Raw genomic sequence first — 15,237 nt, forward strand, 5'->3', positions numbered from 1 at the left:
GGACGCGGCTGGCGCGTCCCGGCCGCGGACCGGGTCACACGAGCACCGGCGGGTTGTCGTCGGTGCCTCCGCGGCCCGCCGCGCCGGAGTGGCCGGGGCCATCGTCGCGGTCGGCGGCCAGGTTGGTGCGCAGGGTCATCCAGAGCCGGAACAGGATGTCCGTCGACGTCCCGGCGCTGGAGGACTGCATGGCCCGGGTGAACTCGCTCTGGTACGTGCGCGAGTTGACCGGGAACGGGGTGCGGGCGTTGTTCGTCCGGTCCCAGGCCGCCGCCCACAGAGCGCGGCGGGCCTCCCGGACCCCGCAGACCTCCATGTAGGCGAGGAAGACGGGTTTGCGCAGCGGGGCCTCGCCCTTGAGGACCAGGGCCAGCGTGCTGGAGGGCAGGCGCCCTCCCCGGTCGCGGGCCCGGCGGTCCAGTTCCCGCAGGGAGGGCCAGTCGGCCTTGCGGCGCATCTCGTGCATCGCCCGGCGCAAGTCGGCGAAGGAGTCGACCTGTTGGGGGTCGACCCGCCTCGGTGCGCGCAGCCGCCGGCTCCCCGAGGGGCGGGGCACGTGGGCCCAGTAGTTGGCGTGGACCCACTTGCGCCGGGCCGTCTTGAGGTCGCCGCCGCATTCGCCGGTGACGGCCTCGACGACCTTCCAGCTCGGCAGGGAGCGTCCGCTGGCGGCCCGTTGCAGGGTGGTGGCGTGGTAGTTGGTCCGAACGGCGAGCTGACTGTACGTCAACCCGGCCTGCTCGCGCTGCTCCCGCAGCCAGGCGGCCAGTCGGCTCAGCGCCGGCTCGGTCGTCTCGATCGGGTTCTCTCGGCGTCCCATCGCAGGCAGGCGCTCTCCCCTAGGCCCGTCCCCTTTGCATCCTGGAGGCCAACAGCCAGCCCCCGGTGGTCAGTTCGAGCGCCACTCCGGCGGACATGCCGGTCGCCACCAGGGCGGCGGTGAGCGCGACCGTCAGGACGACCACGACGATCACCACGGCCACCTGGCCGGCGGTCACGGCCGTCACGGCCGTCACGGACGACTGTCCGGCCACGAACGGCCAGGGCAGGGCCGGGCGGCGCGCGGGCCTCGGGACGCCGTCCGCGCAGGGGATGGGGACGCGCTTGTTCCGCTTCCTCGTCATCGAGGGAACCCTCCTATATCACTGTCCACTCCAACGGGTGGGCACTTGTGCGGTTGGCGTCGCACGGGGTGCCCGTTGGATGACACTCTGTCAGGCATATGGGTGAATCCCAATCGGTTCGGCGAACATCGCGCGGATTGATGCGCGACAGTCCCGGCCCCTACCTGAAATCTTGCGAACGTCGTACCAGAAAGCTGCAGTTCAACGAATCGAAACCGGATTTTGATGCGCCTTTGTGCAGCGCGCCCTTGTAAGCCGTCCTGGCCGGGTGTGACGATTGACAGCGGCGTCACCCGGACCTGCGGGTCCGGAACCCGGGGGGCGCTGTTCACTCCAACATCTCGGGAACATCGGCAGCGGGCCGTGTTGGCGCATGGGCCCGCCCGAACAGCAGAGACCGCCCGGCCCCGGTGGCCCGAGGCGGTCTCTCTGCACTCCGGCGGTGGCGCGGGCTCCACTTGTGACGGGCCCCGCCACCGCCCCTCCCCGCATCCCCCGCATTCCCCGCCGCCACCCGGGTCGGAGGGAAGCCCCTAGCGAACCCAGCTCTCGCAGCCGAGCAGGCGGGCCTCCCTCCGCAGGACGGCGAGCGCGGCCCGGAGCCCGTCCGCGGCCTCCTGGAACGCCCGGGTCGTCTCCGGGCCCAGCTCCGGCGAGGGCGCGGTGTCCGCACCGTTCGGGTAGTCGTTGCCGACCGCCGAGGCGAACCGCGTCCAGGCGCTTCTGTAGAGGCTCACGCACCGGTCGAGCTCGTCGGCGCAGTCGAGCCACACCGTCCTTGCCAGCGTTCCCTTGGTGCGCCCCAGGAGGTGGTTCAGTTCGGTGTAGGCGGCGATCGACTCCCCGGTCAGAGCCTGCCGCTGGGCACCCGCGTGGCGGTGGGCCAGCACGTCGATGAACACCTTGTATGGATCCGCGTGTCCGTCCACGACGCCCTGCTCCCTCACTGCCCTCGGCCCGGCCGGCTGGTCGGCGCGGTGCGACCGTAACACCACCGCAGGGGCCGCTTCACCGCGCGGCACGGCAGGTGCGGGCCACGCTGGGAAGCCCCGCCCGCAGCCGCGCCGACCACGGCGTCGACCGCTCGTCGACAGGAGGTTGGCCGCTTGTCTGCGGGAGCCCACGAGCGTGTTCCTGGTCCGGTCACGGACTCGGCGGCCGCCAGGTGGCGCCGCCGGCAGACGACCCAGGAGGACTCGCATGTCCCGCATTCCCCACCGCACCCGTACCGTCGCCGTCGCGGCCCTGGTGACGGCCGTCGCGCTGCCCCTCGCGGGCACGGCCACCGCCTCGGCGGCGGTGCCCGCAGGCGTCCGGAGCGCGTCGAGCTCGGTCGTGTGCGCCGACGCGCCCGGCCCTCCTCTTCCCGGCCGCCGCCTGGGGCTCCTTCATCACCGCGATCCGGGGGGACGAGTTCCCGGCCGAGGGCTGACCGGACATCAACGACAGGGGGCGGGGTGCCGGATGGCTCCCCGCCCCCTGCTATGCCGGGCCGGCTACTCGCGGTTGCTGCGGCCCAGCAGGGCGGCCGAGTCCGGGTCGCCGATGCGGGTGGCCACCGCGCCCTTGAGCACGGTCAGGGCCGCGGGCAGCGCCGCGACCGCCGCCGCCTTGAGCGAGCCGATCGATGTGAGGTCGAACTTGTCGGCCAGCAGCAGGCCGAGGAACGCCACGGCGTACGTGGCGACGGTGCGCTCGACCAGGTCGACGATGAGCTTCCGCATGGTCAGGACTCCTTCGCGGTGAAGGTGGTGGGGTGCGCGGTTGCGGAGCACCCGGTGGCGGCGCCGTTCCTCGGAGGGCATGCCGTCCTGCGGGACTGCGGTGGGGTGCCGGACGCCCCGGGGCGGGGCCGTCGGAGCCGTCGGGGTCGGAGGGGGTCGACGGGGCCGGAGGGTCGGAGGGCATGCGCCATCGGGGAGTTGCCGCCCCGGTGTACACGTTCAAGCCGCCGGATCCGACGACGCGCCCTGGTACCGATTTCCTTTCCGCGTCCGGCCCCGCGCCCGCCTCACCCCAGCGGGGCGCTCAGCTCCACGGCGCGCAGCGCCGCCGCCAGGGCGGGGGCGTCGCCGACGTCGAGGGCGGTGTCCGCCAGCTTGATCACGTGCTCGTCGCCGTGCGCCAGCGCCCGTTCGAAGACCTCCTCGGGGGTGAGGGTGACCGGCGGGGTGCAGGCCGCCGGCTCGGTCGGCGCGTACATCGCGGTGACGGCCGCCGACGCCGTCCAGGCCGCCCGCAGGCCGGCCGGCCACAGGTCCGGCGGGAGCGCGGGCAGGGCGCGCAGGACGGCGTTGGGGGCGGTGGCGGCGTGGACGAGCATGGTCTCCTCGCCGTGCCCGTAGGCGGCGTAGCGGTGGGTGGCCGCCCGGACGAGTTCCGCGAGGCGGTCGGCCGCCTCCTGCGGCCGCGTGACCCCGGCCGCCCACGCCGGCAGGGCGGTGACGCGGTCGAGCCGGGCGGGGAAGCCGCCGTCCTGGAGGGCGATGGGCGGCACCGCGTCGAGGGCGGCTGCCGCGCCGGACAGCACGCCGGGCAGCGTGGCGAGGGCGGCGACGGGCCGGTGGCGGGCGGCCCAGTAGCCGAGGCCGTGGGCGAGTTCGGCCAGCCGGGGCCCGGTGGCCTCGCCGCCGGACAGCAGGGTGCGCACGGCGTGCCCCACCCGGATCACCGGGTGCGTCGAGCCGCCGTACAGGCCGGGCAGCAGCCGGGGCCACCAGCGGGCGAGCACCTCGCGCCAGGGGTGGTCGGCGAGTTGGCGCTCGAAGTGGTCGATCCAGTCGGCCGCGCGGCTCGGATCGCCGAGCGCCGCAGGCCAGTTGGCGTCCGTGACCGGCTCGACGCGCCGCGGGAAGTCCTCCAGCTTGCGCGCGTACAGGTCGAGCCAGCGGTGCACGGACCGTGCCTGTCCGTGGGCGGCGAGGGCCTCGACGGCCATCGGCGCGTGGTTGGTGAGCCGTCCGAGCCGCTCGGGACCGGAGGCGTGCAGTCGTTGGAGCGCCTCGTCCAGAATGCCTGTCGTGTCCGTCGTATCCACGGCAAGGACCGTAGGCGGGACGCCACGGACGGCGTAACGGGCCGAAGACCTAGGCCCGGCGAAGGGCTCCGGCCCGCCCGTCTGGTCCGGCGGGCACTGAGGCCCGCCGGGGGACGGTCGGGCGGCGGCGCCTCAGGAGCAGTCCCAGTGGTGGTCCACCGGGCGGTCCGGGCAGGACCGGCACTCGAAGACGTACACCCCGCCCGCGTCCCCGATCATCAGCCCGGCGGGGCTGTGCGCCCCGCGGCCGCCGTCGGCGTCCCGGCGCTCCTCGCCGGTCTCGTCGTCCCGGTCCTCCAGCGGGAGCCAGGTGCGGTACGACTGACCGTCGTACTCCCAGCTGCTCACCGTCAGGAGGTGCTCCATCGTCCGCCCGCAGGTCGGGCAGTCCGGCCAGCAGGGCTCCCGGGTCCAGCCCGGGTACCCTCCGAGCTTGATCCCCGGCGCCTCGGCCAGGTGGTAGCCGTACCGCAGGCCGGTGCGGGCCCGCAGTTCCTCCATCCGCACGCTCAGTTCCGGGCCCAGGTCCTCCGGCATGTCCCAGCTCGGGTAGTCGACCACCGGCTCGGGGTGCAGGACGCACGGTGCCGGGATGCTGTCCTTCGGCGCGGTGCCCACGGTCGGCGGCACGGCGGCGAGGGCCGGGCCGACCTCCTCGGAGCTCCGCCAGAGCACCAGGGGCGTCGCGGTCGGGCAGCGGCCGATGATGAACGGGCACCAGAGCACCTGGAGCAGGTCCGTCCCGGCGGGGAAGGCGAGTTGGGGCACGTCCCGGCGGTGGATCTGGACGACGGGGACCAGCGGCACCGGCCCCTCCGCGGCGGGCCCGCCCCACTCCCCCGGGTGGCTGGTGCTCGGGCACAGCGGCCACGGCTCGTCGGCGGGCCACAGCGGCGGCCCGCCGACCGAGCTCTCGGCCGCGGACGGGCTGCCGGCGCGCGGGTGGAGGCGTACGGCGTCGCGGCGCAGCGGCACCAGTTCGGGGAACAGCTGCTCCAGGTCCACGGCGCGCTTCGGGGTGGTGCGGGTCATCGTCGTCTCCATCGGGCGGTGCTCGGGCGGGCACCGCGTACCCGCCGACGGCGTCACCGTAGGACACGCCACCGACAGCGGCCTCGCCCGCCGTCCGGCCCGCCCGACGACGGCGGGCCGGACGGGAGCACCTCCACTCCGGGCGGGCGGGGATGTCAATGCCGTGGACACCGACCATCCGGTCCCCGGCGTCCGTTTTTTGACGTACCGTCAGCTCGCACAGGTGCAGGTGTCCTCCGTAGACACGGCCGCCGGTACCGCGATCGTCGTCACGACCCCTGCCTTCGCCACGGCCCGCGCCGGGCCCCGCACCGCCGAGGAGACGTCATGAGCGAACCACGCCCCCGCACCGCCGAACCGCACCGCACCGAACCACGCCCCGCCGGGCCGCGCGCCCGCCGCCGCACCCTCGCGGCCGGCCTCGCCCTCGCCGCCGCCCTGACCACGGCCGCCGCGACCGTCCCCGCCCAGGCCGCCACCGCCCAGGCGCTCGACCGCTACTACCAGCAGCGCCCCGACTGGCACAGCTGCGTCCAGGGCCCGGACGACCAGGTGGGCGCCGACCTCGAGAAGGCCGGCGCCCGCTGCGCGGAGGTCACCGTGCCGCTCGACTACGGCGACCCCGGCGGACGCACCGTCACCCTCGCGCTCTCCCGGATCAAGGCCACCGACACCCGCCACCGGATCGGCACGCTGCTGCTGAACGACGGCGGCCCCGGCAGTCCGACGCTCGGCGCGCCGACGAGGGTGCACGCCGCGTTGAAGGACACCGCCGCCCGCTTCGACATCGTCGGGCTGGACCAGCGTTTCGCCGGCCGCAGCGCCCCCCTCGACTGCGACTGGCCGATCGGCTACAACATCACCTCCGCCGGGACCACCCGGGCCTCCTTCGAGCGCCAGGTCGCCTTCCAGCGGGACCTCGCGGCCCGGTGCCGTTCGGCGGCCGGGGACCTGCTGCCGCACGCGAGCACCCGCGACGCGGCCCGGGACATGGACGTGGTGCGGGGCGCGCTCGGCGAGCGGCGGATCTCCTACCTCGGCCTCTCCTACGGCACCTACCTGGGCACGGTGTACTCCCAGATGTTCCCCGGCCGCTTCGACCGGGTGGTCCTGGACGGCGCGCTGGCCCCGGACCACGTCGGGCCGGAGCTGCTCCCCAACATGGTGCGGGCGAACGAGCGGGCGTTCGCCGACTGGGCGGACTGGGCGGCGCGGCGCAACGACACCTACGGGCTGGGCCGCACCCGCGAGGAGGTGGTCGCCGGGGTGCTGCGGACGGTCGGGACGGCCTCGGCGCGCCCGCTCGTCCTCGGCACCGGCGCGGACGCCTTCGAACTCGACGACACCCGGGTGCCGCTGCTGGTGTTCGGGAACCTCCAGGGCGACTCCGACGCGGAACGGGCGGGCCTCGCCGAGCTGATGGCGGTGCTCGCCGAGGCCGCGGCGGGCCGGCCGGTCACCCCCTCGGCCGAGACCACCGCCCTGCTGCGCTTCCTGTTCACCCCGCAGGGCTCGCAGGCCGGCAGCGTCTCCCAGGCCATCCTGTGCGCGGACGGTACGGCGCCGCGCGATCCCGAGGAGTACTGGCGCCGGATCGAGCGCGACCGCGCCCGCTACCCGCTGTCCGGCCCGCTGCTCGACAACATCTCCCCGTGCGCCTTCCTGGACGCCCCGCGCGAGGCGCCCACCGAGGTGCGCCGCGACGCCCGGGCGCTGATCCTCTCCGCCACCGGCGACCCGCGCGCCCCCTACCGGGACGGCGTCGCCCTGCACGGGCTGCTGCCCAGCTCCCGGCTGCTGACCCTGCGGGGCGCCGACCAGCACGGGCTGTACGGGACGTACGGCAACGCGTGCGTGGACGACGCGGTCAACGCCTACCTGGCGGGCGGGCGCCTGCCGGAGGCCGACGTGACCTGCACCAAGTAGCGGCAGCGTCCCGCCGCCGTCCGAATGCGGTCCGGGCGGCGGCGGACGGCGTGCGTTCGCGTTCGTGCTCGTGCTCGTGCTCGCGCTCGCGCTCGGCAACGGCTCGGGCACGCTGGGGAGTTGAGTACGGGCGCGGATTGCGGGCCGGGGCGCGGGCGGGCCAGGGTGTGGGCGCGGACGCGCGCGACCCGAGAGGATCCCTGCCGGTGAAGAAGCTGCTCAAGGACGTGGCGACGAGCCTGGTGTACCTCGTCGTCATGCTGGTGAACCCGCTCCTCAACGGCGTGCAGTCGCTGCGGGCGCACCACTGGCCGACCGAGCGGCGCAAGCTCAGGCTGATCGGTTCACCGACGGCGCGGGCGGCCCGGGCGGCGGAGCGGGAGCGGATCCGGGGGCTGGTCGAGGCGCTGGGAGCGGTGGAGGGGGTCGAGCACCTGCTGACCCAGGTACTGGACCAGTCCACCCGCCCGTCCTCCTACGGCCTGGACCACCCCCGGGACACCCTGCTGGTCTGCCGGATCCACGCCCGCGCCTACTTCGTCGTCCGGGAGGACGTCCTCGACGTCCTGCGGCGGATCGAGGCGGCGAACGTGGCCGAGTGGCAGGCCAACGGGCAGGGGCCGGACCCGCACGGGAGCCTGGAGCACGCGCTGCGCTGGTACCGCGACGGCGGCGTCGACGCCAACGGCTGGCGGATGGACCCCCCTTGCCTGTCCAGCCCCGGTGCGAAGCTGACCTGGGACCGGCCCGGCATCCCGCCCCGGGACCCGATCCCGGCGGGCCCGTACCCCAACCGGCTCTTCGTGCTGGAGCAGACCCCGCCGGACGCGGACGCGGCACGGCTGCTGGACGAGGCCCGTGCGGACGGGCGGGGCGTGGTCCTGGAGCTGGCCTTCGGCGCGGACTGGGTCGACTACTGCCAGTACCACAAGGTGGCGCGCGGCGGCTTCGCGGGGCGCGGGCGGCTCTGAGCGGGGGGTGCCCGGTGGGGCCGGGGCGCCCGGACGGCCTCTCCGGGCCCGTCCGGGCACCCTCACCCGCTCACCGGCTCACCCGTTCAGCCGCGTTTCAGCACTGGGGGCGGCGGCCGTGGTTGGCCCCGTGCTTGGCCCTGGCCTTCTTCTTGCGGCGGCGCTTCGACGACATGGCCACTCCTCTCGCAGCCGGACACTTCCGGTCTTCCACCGTTCCACACCCGGGCGGCCCCGGCCCGTCGAGCGCCCCGGCCCGTCGAGCCGCCCCGCGGGTCTCAGGCGCCGTCGCCCGCCAGGGCCGCGCGCCAGGCGGGGCTGTCGACGTAGTGGTTGTCGAAGCGCTCGGACGAGGCCGCGATCGCCCCCGGCGCGGTCTCGCCGCGCATGACGCTGCCCAGCAGGCGCAGGTAGTCGAAGCGGTCCATGCCGGGCGCGAACACGCACAGCACGTCGGCCTCGGAGCCCGGGGCGGCGGCGAAGGCGTGCGGGGTGTGCGGGGGCACGGCCAGGAAGTCGCCCGCGCCCAGCACGGTGACCTCCTCGCCGACCAGCACCCGCAGCGAGCCGCCGATCACGAAGAACAGCTCCCACGCCCGGGTGTGGAAGTGCGCCGGCGCCCCGGGGGCGCCGACGGCGAAGGTGGAGCGGTAGACGGTGAAGCCGCCCTCGCCCGGGGCCGAGTCGGCGAGCAGCGTCATGGTGGAGCTCGGGTCGGCGCAGATCTCGGCCTCGGCGCAGCGAGTCAGCACGGGGGCGGCGGCGGTGGCGGGGGCGGTGTTCTTCGTCGTCGTCATGTGACCAACCTATGGCCGGAAAGACCCACGATCAGGTGGCAATCAGCGACCGTTTCCATGGGTCAATTTCCTCCCGCCGACCCGTCTCCCCCGCGTCCTCGGCCTCCCCCGTGCCGCCCGGGTGCCGTCAGTCGGGGAGGTTCCCGTTGCCGCCCAGCTTCGCCACCATCCGGCGCAGCACGTTGATCGTGGTCACGAACTCCTCGGTGCCGATGCCCTCGTGGGCGCGTTCGCTGACCGCCAGGTTGCGCTCGCGGGCGCGCAGGCGGCCGGCCTCGCCCTCCTCGGTCAGGGTGAACGCCCCGTCGGCGTCCTCGGTCAGCCAGCCGCGGGCGATCAGGTCGTCGAAGACGGCGTCGAAGGCGGTGCCCTGGTCGTCGTACGGGGCGAGCCGCTCGGCCAGGGTCGTGCGGGTCCACCCGCCGGGCCGGCCGGCGGCGTGGTTGAGCGTCCACCAGTGCGGCTGGGTGAGGCCTTCCACCGCGAGCTGCACGCGCAGGCCGTCCACCACCAGGCGGCGGAAGAGCTCGCCGGTCCACGCCCCGATGGGCTGGGCGGCGATGGTCTGCGGTTCGTAGGTCTTGATCGTCATGCCCGGTGCTCCTTCACCTGGTCGTCAGGACACGACCGACCGTAGGACCTCAAGCCGCCTTGAGGTCAAGGCAGTTCCGGGACCCGGGGGCCTGCGCTGGTCAACTCCCTTCTAGGGTGGCCCACATGAAGACCGCACCGGCGCTCGCCGCCGCCCTCGCCCTGTCCGCGGCCGCCGTACTCGGCGCGGCCGCCCCCGCCTCCCCCGCGTCCTCGGCCTCCCCCACCGCCGACCCGCTGGAGCGCTTCCACCGCCAGCCGCTCGCCTGGTCCGCCTGCCAGGAACCGCAGTTGGCCGCCGCCGGCGCCGAGTGCGCGGCCCTGACCGTCCCACTGGACTACCGCGAGCCGCGGGGCCGCACCCTCTCCCTGGCCGTCTCCCGGATCCGCTCCACCGACCCCGCCAAGCGCCGCGGGATACTCCAGACCAACCCCGGCGGGCCCGGCGAGCGCGGGCTGGACATGCCGGCCGCGCTGCGGGAGCAGCTGGCGCCCGGGACGGCGGCGGCCTACGACCTCGTCGGCATGGACCCGCGCGGGGTCGGCGCCGGCGGCCCGGACTGCGGCCTCACCCGCGGCACCTGGCTGCGCTCGACCGGCACCGGCCAGGCCGGCTTCGAGCAGGCCTGGCGCCTGGCCAAGGCCGACGCGGACGCCTGCTGGAGCAAGTACCCGGACCTGCTGCCCCACCTGACCACCCGCAACACCGCCCGGGACGTCGACGTGCTGCGCGCTGCGCTGGGCGAGCAGCGGACCTCCTTCTTCGGGCAGTCCTACGGCGCGATGCTGGGCGCGGTGTACGCGCAACTGTTCCCCCGGCGCGTCGACCGGCTGGTGCTGGACAGCGCCCTCGACCCGGCCCGGTACGGCATCGGGGCGTTCCAGGACATGGGCGGCGCCAACGAGCGCGCCCTGGACGACTTCGCCGCCTGGGCCGCGCCGCGCGACGCCGCCCACCACCTGGGCGCCACCCCGGCGGCGGTGCGGTCCACCGTCGAGGGCCTGGTCCGGCGGGCCGAGGCGGCGCCGATCGCCGTCGACGGCTACCGGCTCGACGGCGCCCTGCTGCCGGTCCTGCTCGCGGTCTTCCAGAGCGACGACCGCGACAGCGCCGAATACGCGGACGCGCTGCGCCAGTTGCTGGACGCCGCCGACGGTCGGCCGGTACAGGCGGGCCCGGCCCTGCACCAGCTGCTGACCATGCTCCTCGCCCCGGGCCCGGAGGCCGGCGCCGGCCTGTCGTCCACGGTCGCCATCGTGTGCGACGACGTGGCGATGCCCCGCTCGGCCGCGTGGTACCGCGACGCCGTCGAACACTCCCGCGCCACCGAGCCGGTCTTCGGCCCGGTCTACAACGGCCCCGTCCCGTGCGCCTCCTGGCGCGGCGCCCCGCTGGAGCCGCCGGTCGAGGTCCGCAACGCCGTCCCCGCCCTCCAACTCCACGCCACCGGCGACACCCACGCCCCCTACCAGGGCGCCCTCGCCCTCCACACCCGCCTGCCCGGCTCCCGCCTGGTCACCGTCCCCGGCCGCGTCCACACCCTCACCCTCAACGGCTACAGCCCGTGCGCGAACGCGGCGGTGGACGCCTACCTGTCGACGGGGGCGCTGCCGGCCTCGGACACCGTCTGCTGAGCGAAAGCGGCTACGGGCGGCGTTCAGCCAGCGCCGCCCGCATGGCCTCCAGCTGGTTCTGGAGATCCTCCGTCCAGTAGTCATCCTTGCTCGTCAGAAGCTCTCGCGACCTCTCCATCATGGCCTTTTGCAGATCGAAATCCAGGTCCGTATTGCCGTGATCCACACACGCCTTATGGAACCGGACGAGATTCCCAACAGGCGCAACATTGGCCAGTGTTGTGATGAGGTTCGAACGTGCTTCGCTCTTCCTGTCCTCTCCAGAGAGCCAGCGGAAGAGGTCAATGGGCCTCCGCAGACGGACAAGTCCATGTTCAACCATGACACTCTCACGGAAGCGAGACATGGAGTTGAGCTCATGGGCAAGGCTAACGACGTGCCGAACGGGATAGCCGAGAACGATTTGCTCGATGAGGCGGTCGGCGGCGTCGTCTTCGTCAGCATCACGCAGGTAAACGACCGTGGCGCAGATGCCCGCCAGATCCCCCGTGCCGCTACTCTCCCACAGGGCCAGTTCGGCATCCGTGGCGCGGGTGATCTGGTCGAGGGTCTCGGCGTCCCTCTCACGCAGCCTGAGCATGGCCCCCGCCTGCCGGATCTGGTCCTCCAACTGCACGATGCGATCGAGTGCGGCATCCCGTTCATCGGTCAGTACACGGATCTCCTCGCGACTACCGAAGGTCAGTTCCTCCAGCGCGTCCTCCGCGTCCTGGCGCCGTTTACGCTCGTCGTGGAGTTCCTGCTGGAGGTCGGCCAGCTCCTGGATCGCCTCGGCTCGGTGGTGGTCGAGCTCCTCGCGGGCGGCGGCGAGTTCGAACTCACGGGCCTGCAGCGGATTGCGCACGCGCACCGCCGCGTACATCAGCGCCCGGATCTCCGCCGCCTCGGCCTGCGAGACCTCCGTACCCGCGCACTCGGCCGCCAGGCGGTGCAGCCGAGTGGCGATCTCCAGGCGGGGCACCTCCCGGCCGTTGAGGAACTTCGACAGCCGGGTCCTGTCGACACCCAGCCGTTCGGCCAGTTCCTCCGAGGTGAGGCCGGTCCGCTCCCTCAGCTCGCGCAGGCACTCCGCACAGCGCCGCTGCGGCTGCGACAGCCGTTCGTCGAGCGGGGCCAGCCCCCTCCGCACGGGCACCCCGTGTCCGTCTCCATGTTGCACCGTCGGCAAGTTGCGCTCTCCCACCGCAAGTTCCGGTTGCGACCTGACGCAACCACCGTGCAGACCATTGTGATGGGCGCTGTACCGAGAGTCGTCCCGTCCACGGAGATCCCCATGCCCCGACAGCAGCGTTCCCGTCCCCCTCGCCCGTTCCTGGAGTTCCGCGTGGGCGGCTTCCGCCTGACCCTGCAGTCCCGGCCCCGCCACCCGGCCGTGCTGCTCCTCGGCGGCCCGGCGGTCAGCATCCTGACCGCCGTCCTCGCCGCGCGCCGTTAGGACGTGTCGCGTCAACGATCACGCATGTGCCTCCAGGAGCTGGTAGAACCGGGGCTGCCCGTGGCACCGGACCACGCGCGTCTGGAGGCATCGTGTCGGGACCGGCAGTCGGGCTGTGGCTCTTCGAACCTTGCTCCTTCGGGGACGTCCTGGCCGGAGTGGTCCCGTGGTTGGAGACCTTCTGCGAGCCGGTCAGGACCGAGGCCGGTGGCGATCTGGCCTTCCGGGTACGGGAGGCTTCGCCCTTGGGGCTGCGGGACTTTGATCCGGTCGGCGTCGGCGGCTTCGTCCTGTCGGAGGACGAGTACCTGCCGACGGACGACGAGGACTACTCGGCCTTCCTGACGCCCCCGGTGCAGGGGCTGGTCCTGTGCGCCGACTGCTCCGGGCCGGAGAACCATCTGCTGCTCGGCCACCTCGCCCTCGCCATGGCCCGCCGTTTCGGCGCGCTGGTCGACTTCGACGGCGTCCTCGGCTGTCCCACTCCGCGTGATGGGACGCGCGGCGACGCGGACCTCGCCAGGGCGAAGGCACTGGTGGCATCCCTACCGGGGAAGGTGGCAGAGGTCTCCTACGACACGGGCGGCGCCGGCCGCTGGTTCCGGCATGTCGGTGACGTGGAGTTCCTGGCCGCCTGGCTTCGGCATCCGGACTTCCACCTGGTCAAGTAGCGGGCCCGGCCCCTCTTGGGCGTCGGACCAGGTCGTGGCGTCCCGCGGCCACAGCACCGGTGACCGATCAGCGCGCCGGCACGGTGGCGGTCGGCCGGCACCGCCGTACTCCGGCAGCAACGTCGCTGTTCGCGCCCAGGCCGTTGCCGGGCCGGCCGTCCTCGCCGCGCGCCGCTAACCGGCGCCCTCGCGCAGGAGGGCCGCGAAGGCCCCGGCTGCCGGGGGCACCCGCCGGCCGCGCCGTGTGACCGTGTAGACCTGCCGGACCGGGGTGCCGTCGGGGTGCAGGGGGATGAGGGCGATGCCGGGGCGGGTGACGCGGGCGGCGAGGGAGGGGATGAGGGTGATGCCCAACCCGGCGGCCACCAGGCCGAGTTTGGCGGTCCAGGCGGCGACGGTGTACTCGATGCGGGGCTGGAAGCCGCTGCGGACGCAGGCGGCGAGGAGGGTGGATTCGGCGTGGCGGCGGGCGGCGATCCAGGGTTCGTCGGCGAGTTCGGCCAGGCGCAGGCGGCGGCGCCTGGCGAGGCGGTGGCCGCGCGGGAGGGCGACCAGCACCGGGTCGTCCATGAGCGGACGGAAGTCGAACTGCTCGCCGGTGTCGGCGGGTTCGGTGTACGAGGCGACCAGGGCGAGGTCGATCGCGCCCTCGGCGAGCAGGTCCAGCAGGTGCGCCGCCAGTCCCTCGGTGAGGCTGATCGCCACGTCCGGGTGCGCGGCACGGAAGGCGGCGAGGGCGGCGGGGACGAGGGCGGCGTTGGCGCTGTCGAAGGCGCCGACCCGCAGGCGTCCGGCGGTGAGTTCGGTGAGGGCGACCAGGTCACGCCGGGTGCTGTCGAGCCGTTCCAGCATCGCCTCGGCGTGCGGCAGCAGCGCCCGGCCGTGCTCGGTGAGCCGCACCCCGCGTGCCAGCCGGTCGAACAGCGGTGTGCCCAACTCGGCTTCCAGGGTGGCGATCTGGCGGGAGATCGCGGACTGGGTGAAGCCCAGCCGCTCGCCGGCGGCGGTGAAGGAGCCCAGGCGGGCGACGGTGCGGAAGACGTCCAGCCAAGCCATGTCCATTCCGCATGACTACCATGCGGGACATTCGCTTGTCGCCTGGCTTGCGGCTGCCTAGCGTGGCGGCCATGGAGAAGATCGCTTTTCTGGGACTGGGCCGGATGGGCCTGCCGATGGCCCGCCGACTCGCCGCCGCCGGTTACCCGTTGACCGTCTGGAACCGCTCCCCCGGCCGCGCCGGTGACCTCACCGGGGCGGCCGCCGGGGCCGTCAGGGCCACCGAGGCCGCCACCCCGGCGGAGGCCGTGCGCGGCGCGGACGTCGTCGTCACCATGCTGTCCGACCCGGCGGCCGTCGCCGAGCTGGCCGGACGGTTCACGGCCGACCTCGCCCCGGGCACCCTGTGGATCGACATGTCCTCGATCGGCCCGCGCGCCACCGCCGCCCTGCGCGCCGGACTGCCGGACGGCGTCGCCCTGGTGGACGCCCCGGTGATGGGCAGCACGGGCCCGGCGGCCACCGGCGACCTGACGGTCTTCGCGGGCGGCGAGGACGTCGACCTGGACCGCGCCCAGCCGGTCCTGGAGCACCTGGGCCGGGTACGGCGCTGCGGCGGCCCGGGCGCGGGCGCGGCGCTGAAGGTGGTGGTGATCGGCGCGATCGTCGCCTCCGTCACCGTCCTGGGCGAAGTCCTGGCGGTGGCCGATGAGTTGGGCGTTCCGCAGGAGCAGGCGCGGGAGGTGCTGTCGGCCGGGCCGCTCGCAGGGGTGGCGGCCCGGGCGTTCGGCACGGGGTCGGACTTCCCGGTCCGCCTGGCTGCCAAGGACCTCGCCCTGGCGGGCGGCGGCCCGGTGCTGGCGGCGGCCCGCGAAGTGCTGCTGGCGCACCCGGAGATCGCCGAGCAGGACCTGTCGGCGGTGCCAGGGGCGCTGCGGCGCGGCCGGTAGGGCGAGGGCGGACGGCGGCCGGGCATCGACCGCCGCCCGGGTGCGCGGCGACGTGCGGCGGTGGCCGGAGCC

General features: G+C 74.3%; 16 protein-coding genes. 6 read left to right on the plus strand and 10 right to left on the minus strand.

Annotated features, from left to right (window positions below; translation table 11 throughout):
• Window positions 1-34 precede the first annotated feature (34 nt).
• The 6 genes from ACFRQN_RS35045 to ACFRQN_RS35070 all read right to left on the minus strand — a co-directional run bounded on the left by ACFRQN_RS35045 (window position 35) and on the right by ACFRQN_RS35070 (window position 5,193).
• Window positions 35-820, minus strand: a complete 786-nt coding sequence (locus tag ACFRQN_RS35045; protein ID WP_049657953.1) for a helix-turn-helix transcriptional regulator — start codon at window positions 818-820, stop codon at window positions 35-37.
• Between the two features lie 19 nt (window positions 821-839).
• Complete coding sequence (locus tag ACFRQN_RS35050; protein WP_380744499.1) at window positions 840-1,124, minus strand: hypothetical protein; 285 nt, start codon at window positions 1,122-1,124, stop codon at window positions 840-842.
• Between the two features lie 533 nt (window positions 1,125-1,657).
• The gene (locus ACFRQN_RS35055) at window positions 1,658-2,053 is read right to left on the minus strand and encodes a hypothetical protein (protein ID WP_380744501.1); all 396 of its coding nucleotides are present in this window, start codon (window positions 2,051-2,053) and stop codon (window positions 1,658-1,660) included.
• A 567-nt stretch (window positions 2,054-2,620) separates the two neighbouring features.
• Window positions 2,621-2,848: a holin gene (locus ACFRQN_RS35060; protein ID WP_049657972.1), complete on the minus strand. Its 228-nt coding sequence runs from the start codon at window positions 2,846-2,848 to the stop codon at window positions 2,621-2,623.
• A gap of 287 nt (window positions 2,849-3,135) precedes the next feature.
• Window positions 3,136-4,161 carry a questin oxidase family protein gene (locus ACFRQN_RS35065; protein ID WP_380744504.1) on the minus strand — a complete coding sequence of 342 codons (1,026 nt, stop codon included), beginning with the start codon at window positions 4,159-4,161 and terminating at the stop codon, window positions 3,136-3,138.
• 132 nt (window positions 4,162-4,293) lie between these two features.
• Window positions 4,294-5,193, minus strand: a complete 900-nt coding sequence (locus tag ACFRQN_RS35070; RefSeq protein WP_380744506.1) for a DUF1963 domain-containing protein — start codon at window positions 5,191-5,193, stop codon at window positions 4,294-4,296.
• A 327-nt stretch (window positions 5,194-5,520) separates the two neighbouring features.
• On the opposite strand from ACFRQN_RS35070, the gene ACFRQN_RS35075 reads away from it, so the two are divergent.
• Both ACFRQN_RS35075 and ACFRQN_RS35080 read left to right on the plus strand, forming a co-directional pair.
• Window positions 5,521-7,119, plus strand: coding sequence for an alpha/beta fold hydrolase (locus ACFRQN_RS35075; RefSeq protein ID WP_380744508.1), 1,599 nt, complete (start codon window positions 5,521-5,523; stop codon window positions 7,117-7,119).
• Window positions 7,120-7,325: 206 nt separating this feature from the next.
• Window positions 7,326-8,090 carry a hypothetical protein gene (locus ACFRQN_RS35080; protein ID WP_380744510.1) on the plus strand — a complete coding sequence of 255 codons (765 nt, stop codon included), beginning with the start codon at window positions 7,326-7,328 and terminating at the stop codon, window positions 8,088-8,090.
• Between the two features lie 278 nt (window positions 8,091-8,368).
• Here ACFRQN_RS35080 and ACFRQN_RS35085 read toward each other — a convergent pair whose 3' ends face one another.
• Both ACFRQN_RS35085 and ACFRQN_RS35090 read right to left on the minus strand, forming a co-directional pair.
• Window positions 8,369-8,887, minus strand: coding sequence for a cupin domain-containing protein (locus ACFRQN_RS35085; RefSeq protein WP_380744512.1), 519 nt, complete (start codon window positions 8,885-8,887; stop codon window positions 8,369-8,371).
• A gap of 127 nt (window positions 8,888-9,014) precedes the next feature.
• Window positions 9,015-9,479: a MarR family transcriptional regulator gene (locus ACFRQN_RS35090; protein WP_380744514.1), complete on the minus strand. Its 465-nt coding sequence runs from the start codon at window positions 9,477-9,479 to the stop codon at window positions 9,015-9,017.
• Between the two features lie 125 nt (window positions 9,480-9,604).
• Here ACFRQN_RS35090 and ACFRQN_RS35095 point away from each other — a divergent pair, with 125 nt between their 5' ends.
• Window positions 9,605-11,113, plus strand: a complete 1,509-nt coding sequence (locus tag ACFRQN_RS35095) for an alpha/beta hydrolase (protein WP_380744516.1) — start codon at window positions 9,605-9,607, stop codon at window positions 11,111-11,113.
• Between the two features lie 10 nt (window positions 11,114-11,123).
• Here the strand turns inward: ACFRQN_RS35095 and ACFRQN_RS35100 are convergent, their stop codons facing one another.
• On the minus strand, window positions 11,124-12,296 hold the full coding sequence (locus ACFRQN_RS35100; protein ID WP_380744518.1) for a helix-turn-helix domain-containing protein: 1,173 nt from the start codon (window positions 12,294-12,296) through the stop codon (window positions 11,124-11,126).
• Window positions 12,297-12,386: 90 nt separating this feature from the next.
• On the opposite strand from ACFRQN_RS35100, the gene ACFRQN_RS35105 reads away from it, so the two are divergent.
• Both ACFRQN_RS35105 and ACFRQN_RS35110 read left to right on the plus strand, forming a co-directional pair.
• Window positions 12,387-12,548 (plus strand): hypothetical protein, encoded by a 162-nt coding sequence (locus tag ACFRQN_RS35105; RefSeq protein WP_380744520.1) that lies wholly within the window; start codon window positions 12,387-12,389, stop codon window positions 12,546-12,548.
• A gap of 92 nt (window positions 12,549-12,640) precedes the next feature.
• On the plus strand, window positions 12,641-13,219 hold the full coding sequence (locus tag ACFRQN_RS35110; protein ID WP_380744522.1) for a DUF6368 family protein: 579 nt from the start codon (window positions 12,641-12,643) through the stop codon (window positions 13,217-13,219).
• 174 nt (window positions 13,220-13,393) lie between these two features.
• Here ACFRQN_RS35110 and ACFRQN_RS35115 read toward each other — a convergent pair whose 3' ends face one another.
• A complete protein-coding gene (locus ACFRQN_RS35115) occupies window positions 13,394-14,281 on the minus strand; it encodes a LysR family transcriptional regulator (protein ID WP_380744525.1) in 888 nt (295 codons plus the stop codon).
• A 65-nt stretch (window positions 14,282-14,346) separates the two neighbouring features.
• On the opposite strand from ACFRQN_RS35115, the gene ACFRQN_RS35120 reads away from it, so the two are divergent.
• Window positions 14,347-15,165 (plus strand): NAD(P)-dependent oxidoreductase, encoded by an 819-nt coding sequence (locus tag ACFRQN_RS35120; protein ID WP_380744527.1) that lies wholly within the window; start codon window positions 14,347-14,349, stop codon window positions 15,163-15,165.
• Window positions 15,166-15,237: the final 72 nt, after the last annotated feature.

This window comes from Kitasatospora sp. NPDC056800 (assembly GCF_042789775.1).
Classification (GTDB): domain Bacteria; phylum Actinomycetota; class Actinomycetes; order Streptomycetales; family Streptomycetaceae; genus Kitasatospora.